Raw genomic sequence first — 14,857 nt, forward strand, 5'->3', positions numbered from 1 at the left:
GGGAGATCCGGGCCCGGCGGGCAGCGGGCTACTTCTGGTAGGCGGGGATCAGCGCGCGGACCTTCTCCTCGCCGATGCATCCGCCCTCGTGGCGGTAGGCGGACGGCGGGTTGCCGTTGCGTCCGCGATGGTGGCTCCAGTAGCGGACGCCGGACCAGGGGCACAGCTCGCACTGGAGGTACCAGGGGTTGTCCGACCCCGGAAAGCCGTGGAGCACGGCACGCCAGCGGTGCTCCGTCAGCCCGGCGAACGCGACGTGGGCACCCGCGATGTTGCGCGGGCTGGCAGGCATCCGCGGGTGCAGCAGGGGCACCGGGCCGTCCAGCGGCTTCGGGGCCTCGGCGCGGATCTGCTCCAGGGCGACGGCGGTGACGCGACCGGCGGCGTACTCCTCGGCGAGGTACGCGGCGGCCATGTCGATTCCCTTGGTGCCGTGTGCCGGGCGGCGGAGGTTGTGCTCGCCCTCGCTGGTGACGACCAGCCAGTCACGGTGCCAGCGGTAGGCCTGCCCGATGACCCGGTCTTCGCCGATGATCACGGGGTAGCGGCACTCGATGTCCGGCTCTCCGATGCGGGTCTTCAGGGTGGTGGCGCTCATGATCGTGCTCCTTGTTGAGGTGGTTCGATGGCCGGGGTCCGCGAGCGGGCGGGGATTCCCGCCCCCGCCCGCTCGCGGGGTGACGACCGGTCAGGCCCGGTCGTCGGCGCCGATGGAGAGCAGCAGGATTTCCCAGTCCGGGCCGCCCTTGGCCTGGACGAGACCGGCGTAGAGCAGCGCGGCCTCCTCGTCGGTGACGGCGCGCACGCCGTTGTCAGCGAGGAAGGCGCCGATCGCCTCAAGCGGCTCGTCGGCGCCCCGGAAGTTGTCGGTCAGGCCGTGGATGCCGCCGGGCTCGCCGTTCTCCCAAAGCTGGATAGAGAAGGTGCGCAGCCGGGGGTCGAAGACGGGACGCAGTTCGATATCGGTGCCGTCCAGGCCGAGGCGGTTGAGAGTGGCGAAGTCGATCACGGTGATTCCTCCGGTTGAGGTGGCTCGGTGCGGGCCCGGGGCCCGATGGCCGGTGGGGATTCCCACCCCCTTCCGACGTAGACAATACTCTCAAATTTTGAGGCGTGGGTCAACTTTCAACTCACCAAAAACCGCAGTTCAGAGGCTTTTTTCAAGGGAATTCCGGGGGGGGATTCCGACGCCTCGACAGACCCCGGAATTGCCCCCGGCGGACGCCGCACGACGGGCCGGTCGGGGGGTTCCCTCCGCGGCTGGGCAGGCGCAGCCGACCGCGGGCCGTGTCGGGGGGCCAGGCTCGCGCTCGCGCGACCGCCGCAGGCGGCTTGGCCTGGCGGCCCGGCGCGGGCTGTGGTCCCCTCGGGGGCACAGTCGCGGAGGGGGCCCCCCGACCCCACCACCCCCGACCACCCACACACCGCAAGATCACAGCGGCGCCCCTCCCCTCTGTGGAGGGTCGGGGGTGTGGGGGCGGAGCCCCCGCTGCCTGAGACCGCACGGCACACCTCACCCGCACCACCAACTCACCCCTTAAGAGGTGAAGCGGTCGGCGAGTCCCGGTGCCGCCCGGGCGCGGACCCGCCGACGCCGGTCGGCTCCGCACGTGCGGCGGGGCCGGGAAGGGGCCCGGTGAGACGGGTGTGTCTCGCCGAGCCCCGGGTCGGGCGGGTCAGTAGAGCTGGATGCGGGTGAGGACGATGTGCCGCGGGTCGGCGTCGGCGACGATGACGTACTCGGCGATACCGAGCGAGCCATCGGCGCCGAGCGGCATGCGCCGCTGCTGGGGCCACTTCGCCGATGCGGTGCTGCCCGGCACCTCGCCGCGGGTCTGGTTGATCACGACCGTAGCGGCCACGATCGCGCCGAACACCTCCCCGGGCAGGGCCTTGTCCATGAGGAGTTCGGCGACCTCCTTCGACAGCACGCACGGCAGGCCCTGCGGGTCCTCGTCGTACGGCTCACTCAACGGGCAGGCCCGCCTCACGGCGGCGACCAACGAGGTCGGCGGCCGCGGTCGTCGGCAGCGTCCCGTCCAGCGCGGCCGCAGTGAGCCGGTCGCCGGACGGATCCGTGTCGAGCATCGCCTCGCACCACCAGCGCCGAAGGACGCCTTCGGCCTCCTCGGGGGCTGCGGCCAGCAGCTCGCGGTAGAACTCCATACGGCGCTCGCCGGACAGCGCGGTCGCGATGCCTTCGGCGTTGCGCGGCACCCGCTCCGGCCCGTGCGGGTGAATCGGCTCTGCGGTCATCGCGTGGTGCCCCTTTCCGTCTGCTCTGAGTCTGCCCGCTCCCGGCGACCGCCGTCGACCGGCTGCACGGGAACGGTCCCGGACCGCTTCGCCTGCCACTCGGCGCGGGTGGCGGTCTCGGCGGCCGCGGCCACGTCGGCTAGTTCGCCGGCCAACCGGTAGATGCCGCCCGCAGCGGGGCTGCCGAGGGAGGCCACGGCCAGCACCTCGCGCACACCGGAGAGCGCGTCGAAGATGCTGAACGTGCCCGCACGTCGGCTGCGATCATGCCGGATTCCCCTTTCCGCATGTAGGTTCTCGGCGCTCGTGTCGGATGCCGCCTTCATGACCTGCGGCTTCGTCCGCAGTCTCACGACGTGTCGGACGCTGGAGTCTCACGCCCATGTCGTTTTCTCGACGGTCCGCCTCGGGCAGCTCGGTCCGTCGGTCCTCCGACCTGGGCGGTCTCACGGCCGGTGTCGTATCCGACATCGATCCGACATCAGCCGTGAGATTCCGACACGGGATTTTTGAGATCCCACAGCAGGTCAGAAGCCTGAACCGAGGTTGCGAGCGCGGGCATAGTGGCCCTGGAAGGCGACGGTGACGGTACCCGTCGGCCCCTGCCGGTTCTTACCGATGATCAGATCCATTTCGCCCGCCCGCTCGTGCTCCTTGTCGTACGCGTCGGGCCGGTGCAGCAGAATCACGGCGTTGGCGTCGGCCTCGATCGACCCGGACTCGCGAAGATCGGCCATCATCGGCTTCTTGTCCTCGCGCTTCTCGACCTCCCTGTTGAGCTGGGCCGCGGCGATGACGATGATCCCGAACTCCCCGGCCAGCTCCTTGAGCCCGCGGCTGATCTCGTCCACCTCGCCCGTGCGGTTCTGTCCGCGCTTTCCGGAAGCCTTCATGATCTGGAGGTAGTCCACCACCAGCACAGCCGGGAGCTTGCCCTGGGCCTGGAGCCAGCGCAGCCGCGAACGCAGCTGCACGGTCGTGGCCGCCGGGCCGTCGTCCACGACCAGCGGCGCCCCGCCGATACGCAGGGCCGCGTCGTGGATGCGCCGCCTGTCGTCGTTCATGTAGTGGCGGTCCTTGATCCGGTTCAGCGGCACGCGGGCCTCGGCCGCCATCAGCCGCTCCATCAGCTGCGGGCGGCTCATCTCCATGGACGACACCATGACGGTGATGCGGTGCTCGATGGACACGCACCGGGCGATGTCGAGCAGGACCACACTCTTGCCGATCGCCGGACGGGCGGCCACCACGACCAGGTCGCCGGGCTCCATCGGGAGCATGGCCCTCAAGTCGTCGTACGGCAGCGGCAGGCGGCTGGGCGGCGGCGCGTCCATGCTGACGAGGTAGTCCTCCAGCATGTCGTCCACCCACTGCACACGCTCCTGCCCGCCCCCGGCGCCGAGCTGGACCGCCGACTGCATCTCGGCCTGCGCCGCGCCGACGACGTCGGCGACCTCGCCCTCGGCCGCGTAGCTCATCTGCACGATCCGGGTGCCCGCCTCGATCAGGCGCCGCAGCTTGTACCGCTCGACCACGATCTCGGCGTAGTACGCGGCATTCGCCGCCGTCGGCACCGCCTGCACCAGGGTGTGCAGGTAGGAGGCGCCGCCGATGCGCTCGATGTCGCCGGACTTCGTCAGGTACGACGCGACCGTGATCGGGTCGACCGGCTGACCCTTGCCGTACATGTCCATGATCGCGTCATGGATGGTGCCGTGCGCCGGGCGGTAGTACGCCTCGTTCGTCACCCCGGCCTCGTTGACGTCCCCGATCGCGTCCTTCGACAGCAGCATGCCGCCGAGCACGCACTGTTCGCTCTCCACGTCGTTCGGCGGGACGCGCTCGAAGGGGACGGTGTCCGGCGCCTCATCGAACAGCGAGCCGCCGCCGTCCTCCATGCCGTCGTGCTGAGTGGGTACGCTCATGGGTGAATCCCTTCTTGAACTGGGTGATTCGAGCGGCGGCAGGGGCCTTTCCACGGGCTCCCCTGCCGCCGTTGTGCTGCGGAGGGTCTAGGCCAGCACCGACTTCTTGGCGTTGCCGGGGTGGCTCGGGTGGCACTCGCACCGGACCAGGCGGCCGTCGTCGTCCTCGCGCATCCGCTGGCCGGGCTGGCGGGGCTCGATGCCGTCGTTGCACTTGCCGCACCAGTCGGGCAGCGCGCGGCGCTGGCCGGGCACCGCGGTCTTCGGCAGGACGAACCGCTCCAGGTGACGGGGCAGCGAGTACCAGTTGCCCCGACTGCCCATGTCGGCGGCCGCGGCGATCAGGTGGTCGACGTCGATGCCGTCGGCGAGCAGCGCAGCCGCGTCGCGGACCATCGCGGTCCGCCCACGGGCCGGAACACCGTGCCCGTGCTTCTGGCGGGACTCGATCCAGGCCTCCGCCACCCGCACGTCGTCGTGGGTGTCCGACTCCTCGGCGGCAGCCGAGGGGGTGATGTCGTTCTCCGGCGAAGCCGAAGTCTCCTCTCCTCGTCCCGTCCCGGACTTGGCTGTGACGGTGGGGTCCGTTGGGGCACCCGGGTCACCAGAGAGAGAGGCTTCTTTGAGAGAGCTTCTTAGAGGGTGATCGTTTTCGCTGGTCAGCGGGAGATCCGTTCCGGAATTCTGGGCTGGCGTTCCAGTTTTTTGGAAGGGCGATCCAGTTTTCTGGAATGAAGGGGCCTCGGAGGCCTCGACCTGCGGTGTTCCAGTTTTCTGGAACGGCTCGCCGTTGGCGTCGACCAGCCGCACTCTGGCCCGGATCTGCCCGTTGGCCGTGGTCTCGATCTCGGTGATGTGGGTGGGCGGCGCCGGCGGGTTCTCCCGCCAGTCCGGCCGGTAGGCGTCCAACTTGTCCCACGCGTTGCGCCACCCGGTGTGTTCGGCGTCGGGGGGCAGGTCGTTGACGATGAAGCCGCGGGAGATGCCTTTGGCGGCCCGCGCCTTGCCCTTGAGCTGGCTGATGCCCTCCAGCTCCAGCACGTCCTTCGGTACGACCAGGTTGAGTTCTTCCAGCGTCGCCAGGACCTCGTACATGGTCGAGATGCTGGTGGGCTTGTCCTTCGGGCCGGGCAGCAGCCAGCAAAGCTGGTCGATCGTCATACGCCGCATGCCGTTCCACGACTGGCGGGAGGCCTCGGCGATCATCGACCGCAGCAGGCTGTAGAGCCGGTACGCGGTGTGCGTCATGCCCGGCATGAGCATCAGGTAGTCGCGGACCTGCGTGTACGACCAGTAGTCGGTAATGGTGCCGGAGAACTCGAACAGCTCGTCGCCGTCCGTTGGCGCGGCGGCGGCCAAGGCCCTCTGTGGGCGCTTCACGGAGTCACCGCCTCGGCGGTGGAGACCGCGGCGGACGCGACCGAACGGGTCGGCGTAACAACGCTGCGTGTCGTCAGGTGGATCTGGAACATTGGTTGGGCTCTCCCCTGGAGGTTTGGGGAGTCGCAGACCGGCAAGTGACGGAAAAGAGACGGTGACCTGGAGCACGCTGCTGCGTGCAAGCCATTCCTCGCTCTATCCTGTGAGTGGTGACCTCGGGCCCCTGGCAGGGCTCAGGCCCCGGCGTCATCGCCGACCTACGACTCAAGCTGTGGAGGCGGGAGTCGATCTGGGTGGCCGTCCTGCTGGCAAACAGGGCGGCCATCGGCGTTTCACGGGGCTCGCGCCAGCCGGAGCGAGGCGAGGACATGACCGCCGGTGGTCGTGCTGCGGATGACTGGCCATCCTGCGATCTTGTACCCCTGGCGCCGGAGCCCTGAACGCATTTTCGAGCTGCGAGCGTTGCGCCGTTGCGGCGAAGGCGGGTGCTGAGTTCGATTCATCGTGGTGCCTTCCTGGTTCCGTTGGTTTCACCGCGGTTGCGGCTACTCGGATCAGTGCGGCGCCGACCACCACAATCGGCTGCCACTCTGCGCAGTGCCTCCCGGTGTACTCGGGAGGGGAGCCCTGCGTCTCGCGCATTGTCCTCCCCCGAGGGCCCACTGTGTGGTCAGCCTGCCAAACCCGGTGTGTCGACGGTGCACAGGGGTGCGTCGGGGTGCACAACGAGCGACGAAGGACGCTGGGCCATCCAGCCCGAAAGGCGATGGGACGGCGCCTCGGTCCGCACGTGCTCGAACCCTTCGTTCAGGTAGTAGCCCTGCAACTTGGAGTTGTCACGCCAGACGTCCAACCGAAGCCATGGGAGCCCTCGGTCACGCGCGACTCCTCCAGCCCAGTCGAGCAGTCGGCCCCCGAGTTGCTGGCCAGCCGCCGAGCGAGCCGTGATGAGCTTCGCGACGTAGACCGCCGACTCGGGGTCGTCAGCCCGCGTCCAGAAGTCCGCATCGGGACGCGCCAGGGTGATGGTCCCCAGCAACTCTCCGCTCGCATCGGGGACCACCCAGGTGCGCCCCTCGGCGATGTCGACCTGCCATTTGGCCAGGGCGCGATCTCGGAAGCCGGGCGAACGCCACTGGTCGATGCCCGCGTTGGCAAGCCACTCCTCGGCTTCGATCCGCAGCTTCATGAGGGCGTTGGAGTCGTCCAGGGAAGCCGGGCGGATGAGCTGTGACAAGGGTCAGTCCTCGATCTCATAGACGAGCGTGTTGAGGTCACCGGGGGCGATGGTGACCATGCAGCGGACGGCCGTTCCAGCCGAGTTGTAGCCAACTCGGACGTGCCGCAGGACGGGGACAGTGCTGCCGGTCGGTAGCCCGAGGCGTACGGCCTGGTCGGCAGTCAGAGTCCACGCGCGCAGCTTGTCTACCTTGCGCGTCTGGGCGTACCGCTTGTCCTTGATGTTCGCGAGAATGCCGCCCGGCATGGTGACGTCCTCTTCGTCCATGAGTGGCGTATCGAACGCGACCTCGGTAGGAAACCAACTGTCAGCGAGCTGAAACGGCTCGCCATCGACGCGGCGGGTTCGCCGGCGGGCGACGACGAAGGTTCCACGCTCCACGCCGAGCTCCCTCGCAATGTCCGCTGGTGCGCGCTCCACGCTGACCGTGGGGGCGTCCTGGCTGGGCACCCGGCCGAGTTCGAGGATCGCGGCCTTCCAGTCGTCTATGCCGTTCTCGACGTCATCGCGACGGTTGCCGTGCTCGAACCGGTGCATGGCGAACTCGATCGGCTCGACCCGCCGAACGAAGACGCCCTTCCCTTGCTGGCTGGTGACGCGCCCTTCGGCACGGAGGATTCCGACGGCTTGCCGAAGAGTCTCGGCGCTCGTCTCGAATTCCGCGACCAGGACGCGAGTTGGCGGTAGCTGGCGCTCAATCGCGCCGTTGTCGATGCGCGCACGCAGGACAGCGGCGATGTCTTTCGCCCCCATCCGCTTCTTTGGCTGGCGGGTTGTCATGCGGAACAGAGTACCCAGCTTGTCTAGTGAAGCTAGCCCGGGATGGAACTTCTTTGATGTCGACTCCATTTCCGCAGGTAGGAGTTGCTTTCCAAGTTGCAGTGACACGCCGTCAGAGGCCCTTTGGGTTTTGGTTGTTGACGGCTTGCCTGGTGAAGGCTTACGGTCTTCCCATCTTCCCCAGTTAACTAGGGAAGTGGTCGGAAAGGGTGTGCTCGTCATGCCTGTTGACCTGCGTGAACTGCTTGAAGCACACCGCCAGAGCTGGTCTGACCAGCACGGGACCACCGTCGGATGACGGCAGGCCGGGGCGGGAGTGAACGTCACTTGAGAACTCAACAGCGTGCCAAAAGATGAGTAATTGGGCCGGATGGCCGCCGGGCGCTCTCCACACGAGGGCTGCCCGGCGGCACTCCAAAGGCAGAGGTCATGAGGGGCGTGCCCGACTGGTTCGGGCTCTCCGGAGACAGGGGTTCGAGTCCCCGCTCGCCTACCGCGCCGTCCCCCGTACGGCGCGACCCCCGACACGGCGTTGCAGCGCCTGATGTGTCGGGGGTCCACGGATCTACCAGCAAAGGAACCGATCCGCATGACCATCATCGCAGTTACCACCGCCGCCCCGATCCGCCCCCAGGCCGTGTCCGATGGTGTCGAGGACGTGGTCCAGGAGGCGTGGAGCGTGTTCGGTGAGGTCCAGGACCTCGTGAAGTTCGGCATCGAGGTTGAGGTGACCATCCGCCCCGGCGAGATCCTTGCCGACCTGGTCGTCCGCAAGGAGGCCGCGCACCTGCTCCCGGCCCTGGTCAAGGAGCTGGAGAACAGCGGGATCAGCCGGACCAAGAACGGCTTCCGGGTCGCCGGAACGATGTGCCAGGGCAACGTCAGCCTGCGCATCATCGTCGACAGCTCGCAGATCACCGTCGAGCAGATCGAGGCCCTGGTCGCTGCGGCCGACGTCGACTTCGACGCGTACGCCGGCGGCGACGACCGCACGGAGTGGGCCGCATGAGCGCCGAGTCTGCCGCCCAGGCCGCCGAGGCGGCCCGCAAGGCGGAGGAAGCCCGACAGCAGGCACAGGCCGAATTGCAGCGCCACGGACAGGCGATGTCCGGAATCGGAGGACGACGGTGACTCTCCCCCTGCTCACCCGGCCGAAGAAGAAGACGGCCGTCGAGAACTTCCACAACCAGCACGGACCGATGGACGGCTGGTCCGGTGACGACTTCGAGCACCTGCTGGACCTGCTCGTCGTCGTGAACGCCCCCGGCCCGCTGGCCCGGTTCCGCCTGCGGCTGGCGCTGCTGGCGTGGACCGCGGCGACGATGCCGGTCTACGCCCTCGCCGAGCTGCTGTGGTCGGCGCAGGAACGGGTCTCGGAGCGCCTGAACGTGGCCATGGACAAGCTGGACGACCGGTGCTCGAAGGTCGAGTCCGCGTGCAAGCGGGCCGGTGACTACGCGCTGGTCGAGTATGTCGGCCGGGTCTTCGACTCGGTCTCTCACGCGGCCAACGTCGCGCGGGGCTGACGGACCGAACACCGAGGTGGCCGCCGAGAGGCGGCCACCTGCATGAGAGGAGGCCGGTGTGGGGTCCCGTAAGCCACCCGCCCGCAATACCCGGAACACGACGACGCCGCGCCGCCCGGCCAAGGCGGCGGCCCTGCCGCCGAAGCCGGAGGCGCGGGAAGACGGCGAGGCCCTGGACGCGGATCTCCGTGACCGCGCCGCCGACGTGATCGACGGCGCCCGGTGGACCGGGGCTCAGGAAGCGGCGGCGCTGATCCAGGCCGCCAAGAACGAGGTGGACCAGATCCGCCGGGCGGCCGCCACCCACGCCAAGCGCGTGCTGGTGGAGGCAGCCGAAGAAGTCGGGGAGCGGCTGCGCCGCGCCGAGGGCGACGCGGACACGATCCGCGCCGGTGCCCGGAGCGACGCGGAAGCGATCCTCGAACAGGCCCGGACCGACGCGGCCGCCGAGACCGAGGAGGTCATGGCGGACGCCGAGGAGCAGGCCAAGAGCCTGCTCGCCGAAGCCGAGAAGCAGGTGAGCATCGTGCTCGCCGAGGCGGAGGACCGGGCGAACGCCCTGGTGGAGCTGCGCCGTACCTCGGCGGAGGCCGCCTACCGCAAGGCCTTGGACGACGCCGCCCGCATCGTCGGTGAGGCGCAGGACCAAGCGGTGGAGATCCGGACGGCCCGTGCGGCACTCGACTCGGAGCTGGACCTGACCCGCCGGTCGGCCCGGCTCACCCTGGACGAGGAGCTGAGCGCGCGCCGGGCGGAGATCGACGCCGACCTCGCCGCGTACCGGGCGGAGGTGGACGCAGCCCGGGCGAAGATCGAAACCGAGTTCCGCCAGCTCGGCGAACAGCACGAGCGGGAACGGCAGGCACAGCGGGCTCGACTCGCCGCTGAGTTCGGGGAGCTGCGCAAGGAGGCGGAGAGGGAAGCCCGGACCGCCGCCGGCGCGGTACGCAAGGAGGCGGACGCCAAGCTCGCGGAAGCCAAACGCGAGCTGGACGCCGCCCGCGAGGCCCGGCGCGTCGCCGAGAAGCGCGCGGCGAGCCTCAAGCGGACCCGGGACCGCGGGGAGATGGTCAAGCAGGGAAGCATCTGGGTCGCGCTCGCGGCCGTGATCGTCCTCACCGCCTCCGGCGAGTGGGCCTTCGCCCGGATGGTCGGGCTGGGCAACACCCCGCTCGGAGACATGGGGTGGGCACTCCCCCTCGGTCTCGATGTCTACGCGGTCACGGCCTTCCGCATGAAGAAGGACGTGCCCTACGCGCTCGGGCTGATGGCCGCCACCAACATCACGTACCACGTGGCCGACATGACCGGCCACGGCGTGACGGTGGTCCACGGCAAACAGCACCCGAGCATCGGGCTCATCGTCGTCGCGGTCCTCGTCGTCGTCGCCATCGTCTGGCGCGTCCACCGTCTCCTGGAGAACGACCACGAGGAGACGGCGCCCGCCGAGGCCGCGATGGACACGGTCGCCCCGTCCGCCGGACGGGGCGAGTCGGACCGTACGGCCACCCTCGACGCGGACCGTACGGCGGACCCGAATCCGGACCGTACGGACCCCGCCCGTACGGACCGTACGGCGGCCCGTACGGCGAAGCCCCGTACGGCCCGTACGCCCGCCCCCCGTACGGGCGGCCGTACGGCGGCTGTCCGTACGGACGAAGAGGCGATCCAGATCCTGAAGGACTTGCCTCGCGGGGCCGACGGGTTCGTCACCGTCAACGCCGCCCGTACGGCCGTCGGCTGCAACCGCGACCGGGCCGTACGGCTGCTGGACGAAGCGGGGCTCTTGAGCCCCGCAGACCGAGAGAAGCACCTCGCCGCTCGCTGACCCGCGCGGCGCCGTACGTCGCGGGCCGGGCCCGCCACCGCCCCCGAGAGTCGGCGGGCCCCTTCCCCCGAGAGGAGATCACCTGTGCCCGAGATCGAGCACATGAACAACGAGGTCCTGAACCGGGTGCCGGCGGAGTTCCGGCCCCTGCTCAACCTGGACCACCTGACCACCTGGACGCTGGACCGGCAGCGCGTACACAACGACGACCACGGCGAATACGAGGCGGCCCGGGCCATGTTCCAGGCCGTCCTGCGCTCCCAGGTGGTTGAGGGAGACGGCAAGTGGTCGGCCCGGCGCCGGGCCCGGAAGGTCGAGAAGCACCTGAACCGGCTGGTCAAGGCCTCGCGGGACCAGGCGCAGGCCGCAGAGGGCCTGCGCACCGCGTACGCGGACCACGTCCGCACCGTCGCCGCCCTGCCCGGTCAGCGGGCGGCCAAGGCCAAGGCCAAGGCTGACCGGCGCGGTCAGGTGAACGCCTTCGCCACGAAGTCGCTGAACAAGACGGTCGCCGCGATGGCGGCCCGGCCCGACGGCGACACCGAGGCGAGCGACGAAACCGCAGGTCAGAGTGCCGGTAAGGCGTCCGGAGGGCGCACAGTCCGGGGCGTCCGGGGCGTGAACGACCTGTTCGAGCGCAAGGGAGCCTGATCAGTGCAGCAGGTGCCCTCGACCTCCGAGGTCCGCCGGGAACGCCGCGCCGCCCACTGGGCGGCGCGGCAGGCCCGGCAGGTCCAAGCGCGCGGCGACGCGGGTCTGGCCGATGCCTGGTGGGACCGGGCCCGCGCGATCTGCAAGGCCAATCCGGAATTGTGGAATGACCTCGCGCTGACGCTGGAGAACTGGACCAGCCGTCACGACGGCAGTCACGGCGCGTAAGCGTCATCACCATCATCATCACCCGGGGGCGGACCGGTTTTGGGAGGCCAAGGCGGGCGCGCGGGCGCGCGGGCGCTCGGGCGCGCGAGGATCTCCTATCCGGTCACCCTCTGTCAACCCTGGAGAGCACGTGGCTGATGACCCTCGGGACGACAACCGGAACGGCAACGTCGTCTCCTTCCGATCTCGGGGAGGGGCCCCGCCGGGGCTCCCCCCGATCCCGGGCGCCCCTCCCCCGGCGCCCCCGGCCCCGCCCGCCGAACCGCCTGCCCCGGCCTCCGGGCCGGAGGTGGGCGTCGGCGACGGGATGGTGGTTCCCGCCCGGCGGCGCCGGTCGGTGGCCGACTCCCTGGCCGACCTCACCCCGACACTCCCGCCGGCGCCCGGATCGACCGGCACCGTGGGCGCCGTCGCTCTCCGCTCGGAGGGGACGGCGCCCGCCCGCGGGGATGGCGATGAAGGCGAGGCGGACGGCCCCGGCGTCGCCGCCCTCGGCCTTGCGGCCACCCTTGCTATCGCGCTGGCCGCACTGCGGGGCACCGCGACAGTGCTGACGGACTGGCGCCAGCGGCGCCAGGAGCGGGCGGAGGAACTGGCCCCGCTGCGCGAGGCCCGCCTCAAGCACCGGCTCGCAGGCGAGGAGACCGCCGCCAAGCACGCCCTCGCCATGCAAAGCATCGGCGACAAGGCAGCGCAGAAGCGCGGCAAGTCCATCCCTTCCAGTCAGGAGTACGGCCGCAAGGCACTCGGTGGCGGCCGTGGCTCCCTGATGGGAGGCGGCGGCAAGGGAAGCGGGCCCGGAGGTAAGGGCACCGGCGGAGCCGGGCCCGGCCGCGGAGGCAAGGGCGGCTCCGGCAGCGGGCTGACGCCGGGCGGCAAGAAGACCTCACCGAAGACGTCCAACGGACTCGGCTCGCTCGGCACCAAGGGCAAGGGCGGCTCGAAGTCGCCCGGCTCTGGGAAGAACGGCCCGTCCGGGAAGAACGGCGGCTCGGGGTCGGGGATCAAGTCGCCCTCGGGCGGCAAGTCCCCCAGCTCGAAGAAGTCCAGCCCCGCGCTGGAGCGGGCCCGCGGCCGCCAGGAACGGGCCGCCGCACGGCAGGGCGCCAAGGTGCAGCGGCGCGCGGACCGGCAGGCGGCCCGCGCAGAGAACCGGGCCAAGGACCGGGACGCCGCCCGGGACCGCAAGACCCGCGCGGCGGACGCCCGGCAGGACACCAAGGACCGGGTCCGCAACGCCCGGGCCGACGCGAAGCAGGCCCGCAAGGAGCAGGTCCGGCAGGACCGGTTCGAGGCCAAGCAGAAGGCCCGCAAGGCCAGGGCCAAGGCCCGCCGGAAGAAGAAGGAGACTGCGGCCGCTTCCGACGCGACATTCGGGCGGGCCGTCGCCAAGGCGGCGCGGCGCCGACTGAAGAAGCGCCGGAAAAACCTGGCTCCGCCGGTGCTGACCACGGTCAAGCGCAAGAAGCCGAAGAAGGGAGGTGCCAGCGGCGGGGCGACACCGGCCGGGCCGAAGGTCGACCTGACCAAGAAGCCCAAGCCGGGGGCCACGCCGAAGGTCGACCTCACGAAGAAGCCCAAGCCCGCCGGCGGTTCCGCGACTGGCACCGGGCCGAAGGTCGGCACGACCAAGAAGCCCAAGCCGGGCGGTGGCACGAAGGCCTCGGGGCCCGGCAGAAAGAAGAAGGTCCGGGTGAAGCCGAAGTCGAAGAAGAAGACGCGCGGCTCCGCCCCGGGCACGGGCCCCGCCGACCGGCGCAAGGCCAGCCGCAAGGAGCGGGCCCGCCGCGCGAGCGAACGGGCCAAGGCCAAGACAGAGGGCGCCGACTCTGCCGGGAGCGGCTGGGAGTTCTACACCCCGCCGCCGCGCGGGGAACGGCGCAGCGCCTACGACTCCATGCGGGACACCGACCCGCAGCAACAGGAGGTGTGGACGGTGGGGCAGATCTTCCCGCCCGGCTATCAGGCCTCCTCGCGCGAGCCCCTGACCACTGGGGCCCGTGGCCTCCCTGCCGGAAGCACTACGACGAACACGAAGGAGGCGCCCGTGGGCAACTCGCCCGCTGTGAACACCGGGGCCGTCACGATCGCGATGGACGGCGGCATGAACCCCGAGCACGCGACGGAGGTGACGCTCGATGACGTCACCGAGTTCCTGGACGAGGTGGTCTCGGAGGCCTTCGCCGCGCACGACGAATGCCTCCAGCTCGCCCGGAAGGCCAGGGAGCTGATGCATGAGCTGGACTGGGTGGCCGCCCAACTGGCCGCCAAGCACAACATCATCGGCACCCTCACCGCCTGGGCGATGCGCAAGCTCGCCGAGTCGATGGAGGTCCTCTCCCGCAAGGCCGAGGAGATGTCCATCAAGTCGCTCCACGCGGCCGAGACCTGTGAGACCGCGAAGACCGAGATGGACGACGCGTACCGGCCGCTCACGCAGGCGACCGCCGACGCAGGCCTTCGCACCCCGTCCGCCCGCGTGCACAACGAGAACTAGGAGGTCACCTCGTGTCCGGAGAAATCACGCCCGGTCAGGTCGTGTCCGGGGAGATCGTCCCCCGCGAGAGCTACGTCCCTGCGGTCCCCGCCAGCGACGGCGACCTCCCGTCGATCCCCGACAGCAACCTGGGCTTCCTCAGCCTCGGTCTCGCCGTCGCCGCGCTGGCCGCGCAGGCGCTGCGGCTCAAAGAGAAGGTCTGGGCCCTCCAGGCGCTCTTTCGCCGCAACACCGACAAGGCAAGCAACATGTCGGAGATGTGTGACGCGGCAGAAGTCGAGCCGCAATTCACCGCTCTCATCATGGAGGGCGCCACCTCGCTGCGGGAAGTCGCCGAAGCCTCGGGCGACATGGTGAATGCCGCCGACGAGATGCAGATGGACGCGCAGGGCTTCAACGACGCCCACCAGGGCGAATACGGCGGGATCTACGAAGTCGTGCAGTCCATGGGCGTGCAGCAGCCCAAGCCCGGATTCAACGAAGTCAAGTAACCGAATAGCCGCCCGGACGCGAAAGCGCCGGGGCGGAAAGCCCCCACGGGAGGGG

17 protein-coding genes are annotated in these 14,857 nt (G+C 70.1%); 8 read left to right on the forward strand and 9 right to left on the reverse strand.

Annotated features, from left to right (window positions below; genetic code table 11):
• Window positions 1-28: 28 nt before the first annotated feature.
• From IEY86_RS30700 to IEY86_RS30740, 9 genes are all read right to left on the reverse strand, one after another.
• Window positions 29-598 carry a hypothetical protein gene (locus IEY86_RS30700; RefSeq protein WP_229698896.1) on the reverse strand — a complete coding sequence of 190 codons (570 nt, stop codon included), beginning with the start codon at window positions 596-598 and terminating at the stop codon, window positions 29-31.
• Window positions 599-688: 90 nt separating this feature from the next.
• Complete coding sequence (locus IEY86_RS30705) at window positions 689-1,009, reverse strand: hypothetical protein (protein ID WP_189135183.1); 321 nt, start codon at window positions 1,007-1,009, stop codon at window positions 689-691.
• Between the two features lie 667 nt (window positions 1,010-1,676).
• Window positions 1,677-1,973 (reverse strand): hypothetical protein, encoded by a 297-nt coding sequence (locus IEY86_RS30710; RefSeq protein ID WP_189135184.1) that lies wholly within the window; start codon window positions 1,971-1,973, stop codon window positions 1,677-1,679.
• Window positions 1,966-2,256 carry a hypothetical protein gene (locus IEY86_RS30715; protein WP_189135185.1) on the reverse strand — a complete coding sequence of 97 codons (291 nt, stop codon included), beginning with the start codon at window positions 2,254-2,256 and terminating at the stop codon, window positions 1,966-1,968. The genes IEY86_RS30710 and IEY86_RS30715 overlap by 8 nt, the downstream gene beginning before the upstream one ends.
• On the reverse strand, window positions 2,253-2,582 hold the full coding sequence (locus IEY86_RS30720) for a hypothetical protein (protein ID WP_189135186.1): 330 nt from the start codon (window positions 2,580-2,582) through the stop codon (window positions 2,253-2,255). Before IEY86_RS30720 ends, IEY86_RS30715 begins: the two co-directional genes overlap by 4 nt.
• Window positions 2,583-2,783: 201 nt before the next feature.
• The gene (gene dnaB / locus IEY86_RS30725; protein WP_189135187.1) at window positions 2,784-4,181 is read right to left on the reverse strand and encodes a replicative DNA helicase; all 1,398 of its coding nucleotides are present in this window, start codon (window positions 4,179-4,181) and stop codon (window positions 2,784-2,786) included.
• Between the two features lie 87 nt (window positions 4,182-4,268).
• Window positions 4,269-5,561: a hypothetical protein gene (locus IEY86_RS30730; RefSeq protein ID WP_189135188.1), complete on the reverse strand. Its 1,293-nt coding sequence runs from the start codon at window positions 5,559-5,561 to the stop codon at window positions 4,269-4,271.
• Between the two features lie 670 nt (window positions 5,562-6,231).
• Entirely contained in the window at window positions 6,232-6,798 is a 567-nt protein-coding gene (locus IEY86_RS30735; RefSeq protein ID WP_229698897.1) for a GNAT family N-acetyltransferase, read from the reverse strand.
• 3 nt (window positions 6,799-6,801) lie between these two features.
• Window positions 6,802-7,581 carry a GntR family transcriptional regulator gene (locus IEY86_RS30740; RefSeq protein ID WP_189135189.1) on the reverse strand — a complete coding sequence of 260 codons (780 nt, stop codon included), beginning with the start codon at window positions 7,579-7,581 and terminating at the stop codon, window positions 6,802-6,804.
• A 589-nt stretch (window positions 7,582-8,170) separates the two neighbouring features.
• Here IEY86_RS30740 and IEY86_RS30745 point away from each other — a divergent pair.
• The 8 genes from IEY86_RS30745 (at window position 8,171) to IEY86_RS30775 (ending at window position 14,802) form a co-directional block, all read left to right on the forward strand.
• Window positions 8,171-8,590: a hypothetical protein gene (locus tag IEY86_RS30745; RefSeq protein WP_189135190.1), complete on the forward strand. Its 420-nt coding sequence runs from the start codon at window positions 8,171-8,173 to the stop codon at window positions 8,588-8,590.
• Window positions 8,587-8,712 (forward strand): hypothetical protein, encoded by a 126-nt coding sequence (locus IEY86_RS37685; protein ID WP_265805893.1) that lies wholly within the window; start codon window positions 8,587-8,589, stop codon window positions 8,710-8,712. Before IEY86_RS30745 ends, IEY86_RS37685 begins: the two co-directional genes overlap by 4 nt.
• Window positions 8,709-9,107 (forward strand): hypothetical protein, encoded by a 399-nt coding sequence (locus tag IEY86_RS30750; protein ID WP_189135191.1) that lies wholly within the window; start codon window positions 8,709-8,711, stop codon window positions 9,105-9,107. The genes IEY86_RS37685 and IEY86_RS30750 overlap by 4 nt, the downstream gene beginning before the upstream one ends.
• A gap of 58 nt (window positions 9,108-9,165) precedes the next feature.
• Window positions 9,166-10,935, forward strand: coding sequence for a coiled-coil domain-containing protein (locus tag IEY86_RS37910; protein WP_189135192.1), 1,770 nt, complete (start codon window positions 9,166-9,168; stop codon window positions 10,933-10,935).
• Between the two features lie 84 nt (window positions 10,936-11,019).
• Complete coding sequence (locus tag IEY86_RS30760) at window positions 11,020-11,586, forward strand: hypothetical protein (protein ID WP_189135193.1); 567 nt, start codon at window positions 11,020-11,022, stop codon at window positions 11,584-11,586.
• Window positions 11,587-11,589: 3 nt separating this feature from the next.
• Window positions 11,590-11,814 carry a hypothetical protein gene (locus IEY86_RS30765; RefSeq protein ID WP_189135194.1) on the forward strand — a complete coding sequence of 75 codons (225 nt, stop codon included), beginning with the start codon at window positions 11,590-11,592 and terminating at the stop codon, window positions 11,812-11,814.
• Between the two features lie 130 nt (window positions 11,815-11,944).
• Window positions 11,945-14,311, forward strand: a complete 2,367-nt coding sequence (locus tag IEY86_RS30770) for a hypothetical protein (protein WP_189135195.1) — start codon at window positions 11,945-11,947, stop codon at window positions 14,309-14,311.
• An 11-nt stretch (window positions 14,312-14,322) separates the two neighbouring features.
• Window positions 14,323-14,802 carry a conjugal transfer protein TraB gene (locus IEY86_RS30775; protein WP_189135196.1) on the forward strand — a complete coding sequence of 160 codons (480 nt, stop codon included), beginning with the start codon at window positions 14,323-14,325 and terminating at the stop codon, window positions 14,800-14,802.
• The last annotated feature ends 55 nt before the right edge of the window (window positions 14,803-14,857 follow it).

The sequence above is a fragment of the Wenjunlia tyrosinilytica genome, assembly GCF_014646055.1.
GTDB lineage: Bacteria > Actinomycetota > Actinomycetes > Streptomycetales > Streptomycetaceae > Wenjunlia > Wenjunlia tyrosinilytica.

Bases quoted from the DNA above. Each gene is read 5' to 3' on its own strand.
- IEY86_RS30700 (WP_229698896.1), bottom strand. From the start codon at position 598: ATGAGCGCCACCACCCTGAAGACCCGCATCGGAGAGCCGGACATCGAG.
- IEY86_RS30715 (WP_189135185.1), bottom strand. From the start codon at position 2,256: ATGACCGCAGAGCCGATTCACCCGCACGGGCCGGAGCGGGTGCCGCGC.
- IEY86_RS30720 (WP_189135186.1), bottom strand. From the start codon at position 2,582: ATGAAGGCGGCATCCGACACGAGCGCCGAGAACCTACATGCGGAAAGG.
- dnaB (WP_189135187.1), bottom strand. From the start codon at position 4,181: ATGAGCGTACCCACTCAGCACGACGGCATGGAGGACGGCGGCGGCTCG.
- IEY86_RS30740 (WP_189135189.1), bottom strand. From the start codon at position 7,581: ATGACAACCCGCCAGCCAAAGAAGCGGATGGGGGCGAAAGACATCGCC.
- IEY86_RS30745 (WP_189135190.1), top strand. From the start codon at position 8,171: ATGACCATCATCGCAGTTACCACCGCCGCCCCGATCCGCCCCCAGGCC.
- IEY86_RS37685 (WP_265805893.1), top strand. From the start codon at position 8,587: ATGAGCGCCGAGTCTGCCGCCCAGGCCGCCGAGGCGGCCCGCAAGGCG.